2 protein-coding genes and 1 tRNA gene are annotated in these 2,700 nt (G+C 22.7%); all 3 read left to right on the top strand.

Annotated elements, in window-relative coordinates:
• Positions 1-127 precede the first annotated feature (127 nt).
• The 3 genes from ACTT90_RS07385 to ACTT90_RS07375 all read left to right on the top strand — a co-directional run bounded on the left by ACTT90_RS07385 (position 128) and on the right by ACTT90_RS07375 (position 2,561).
• Positions 128-202, top strand: a tRNA-Glu gene (locus tag ACTT90_RS07385).
• Between the two features lie 5 nt (positions 203-207).
• On the top strand, positions 208-459 hold the full coding sequence (locus ACTT90_RS07380) for a GIY-YIG nuclease family protein (RefSeq protein WP_440938088.1): 252 nt from the start codon (positions 208-210) through the stop codon (positions 457-459).
• Complete coding sequence (locus tag ACTT90_RS07375) at positions 456-2,561, top strand: glycosyltransferase (protein WP_440938087.1); 2,106 nt, start codon at positions 456-458, stop codon at positions 2,559-2,561. Before ACTT90_RS07380 ends, ACTT90_RS07375 begins: the two co-directional genes overlap by 4 nt.
• The last annotated feature ends 139 nt before the right edge of the window (positions 2,562-2,700 follow it).

Here is a 2,700-nt window from a genome sequence, read left to right as displayed (position 1 = left end):
GATAAATATTTTGTGTAAATTTAATTTAACCAGTATAAAAAAGAATAAAATTAATATTCAAATTGTTGATATTATTATTTAATTAAACTTGATAAATTTTAACTTTTACAATAAAAGACTATTTTCTGGTCCCTTCGTCTATCGGTTAGGACACGTGGTTTTCATCCTCGAAAGAGGGGTTCGATTCCCCTAGGGACCGCCAATTTCATGTCATTTTACGTATATATGCTTAAATGTATTACATGCACACATAAAAAAACTTATGTTGGATATACATCAGATTTAAATAGAAGATTACACTTACATAATAACAATAAAGGAGCAAAATTTACTAAAGGTAATTCTTGGATAGTAATATTTAAAAAAAAATTTTCTACGAAATCAAAAGCATTATCTTATGAATATAAATTAAAACATGATAGAAAATTAAGATTAGAAATTTATAATAATTTTAAATGAATATTGCTGTATTATTACCCTTTAAAGAAAATTTCAGTAAACATAATGCAGGAGCAGTTTCACTGTTTGTCAATGATATTAACAAGTATAGTAAATTTAAAAAAAGTATAACTGTTTTTGGGTCTACTCAATCAAAAGAATATTTATCAAAAAATTATATAAATTTACTTGTTAACGATAGTATTTTCAAAAGTTCAAATAATTCATATGTTAAATGTTTTTTAGAAAAAGCTAATCTAAAAAAAATTGATATATTAGAAATTCATAATAGACCCAGTTATATTAAGTTAATTAGAAACTCTTATAAAAATAAATTATTTTTTTATTTTCACAATGATCCATTATCTATGATGGGCTCTAAACAACTAGAAGAAAGAAAATATCTTATTGAAAATACTGAATTAATTTTTTTTAATAGCGAATGGTCTAGAAATAGATTTTTTCATAATTTCAAAAATAAGAGTATCTATTTAACAAAAACTAAAATTTGCTACCAATCAACCAGTAAAACGAAAATAAACTTTAAAAAGAAACAAAACATAATTTCATTTATTGGAAAATTAAATAGTGCAAAAGGATATGATATATTTGGAAATTCAATAATAAAAATTTTGAACAAATATGAAAATTGGAAAGCTATTGTTATTGGTGATGAGCCTAGAGAAAAAATGTTTTTTCATCATAAAAATTTAAAAATACTTGGTTTTAAAAGTAACAAATTTATTTTAAATTTTTTAAAAAAAGTAAATATCTCTGTTGTTTGTTCAAGATGGGAAGAACCTTTTGGTAGAGCTAGTTTGGAAGCTGCCAGTAGAGGTTCTGCTGTAATAATCAGTGATAAGGGTGGTCTACCTGAAACTTTAAAAAATGGTATCATTTTAAAAAAATTAAATGAAAAGCTTCTTTTTAAAGAAATTGAAAAACTTATAAAAGATTTTGCTTTACTAAGAAAAATTCAAAAAAAAAACATTTCAAATTTTTTTCTAACACATGAATTTGTCTCTAAAATTATTGATGATGAAAGATCGATTTATGAATTTAATAAAATAAATATTTTAAAAAATAATAAATTAAAAATTTTACACATTACTAATTTTAATCAAAGATTTAATGGAAGACTTCATTACAATACTGGTAAAAGACTAAACAATGGTTTTATTAGATTAGGACATAATGTTTTAACTATCAGTGATCGAGATATTATAAATCAAAGTAAAAAAATTACTGATATAAAAGGTACTATTACTCTTCAAAACTCTATTTTAGAGTCTGCAAAAAATTTTAAACCTGATATCATAATACTTGGACATGCGGATTCTGTGTCTTTTAATACTTTAGAAAAACTTAAAAACAGCAACATACCAATATCACAATGGTTTTTAGATCCTATTACTAAGTACGGCCCCGATTATCAGATAAATAAAAAAAGAATATTAAATAAAAACAAAATTATAGATGCATCATTTCTTACTACTGATCCTAATTCTTTAGACTTTAAACTTAAAAATTCTTTTTTTATGCCAAATCCTTGTGATATTTCATTTGAAATTTTAGAAAATTACAATTTCAATAATAAAAATGATATATTCTTTGCAATGAGTCATGGTGTGCATAGAGGTAATCTTAAGAAAGGTAAATTTGATGATCGAGAACTATTTGTTAAAAAATTGATTAAAAAAAATGAAAATATCAATTTTGATATATATGGCATGGATGGCATTCAACCTATTTGGTCTGACAATTTTTTAAGAAATATATCAAATTCTAATATGGCCTTAAATCTTAGTAGGGGAAAACCAATAAAGTATTATAGTAGTGACAGAATTGTTCAATTAATAGGCAATGGTCTTTTAACGTTTATTGATGAAAAAACTCAATTAAATGATTTCTTTTCTAAAAATGAAGTTGTTTTTTACAAAAACATAGACGACTTAGGTGAAAAAATACAAAAATTTAAAAAAGATGATAAAAATAGAAAAAAAATAGCTAAACAAGGTAAGAAATTTTATTTTAAGTATTTCAACTCAACATTAGTCGCTGATTATATTTTGAAAAAAACATTAGATATAAAATCTAAAAATAAATATTTATGGGATCAGTAATTTACTTAATATTATAAAATTAATGTGAGTAAAAGTTATCTTATTTTCAGAACTGATAGAATAGGGGATTATCTATTAACTAATATTTTAATTAGATCTATAAAAAGATGTAATCCAATTTCAAATATTGATATTATAG

This window comes from Candidatus Pelagibacter sp., from assembly GCF_052049935.1.
Classification (GTDB): Bacteria; Pseudomonadota; Alphaproteobacteria; order Pelagibacterales; family Pelagibacteraceae; genus Pelagibacter.
The sequence above is the reverse complement of the archived record's forward strand: the minus strand, read 5'-3'. Positions and strand labels throughout refer to the sequence as shown.

Coding starts and splice junctions, on each gene's coding strand:
- ACTT90_RS07380 (WP_440938088.1), top strand. CDS start 208: ATGTCATTTTACGTATATATGCTTAAATGTATTACATGCACACATAAA.
- ACTT90_RS07375 (WP_440938087.1), top strand. CDS start 456: ATGAATATTGCTGTATTATTACCCTTTAAAGAAAATTTCAGTAAACAT.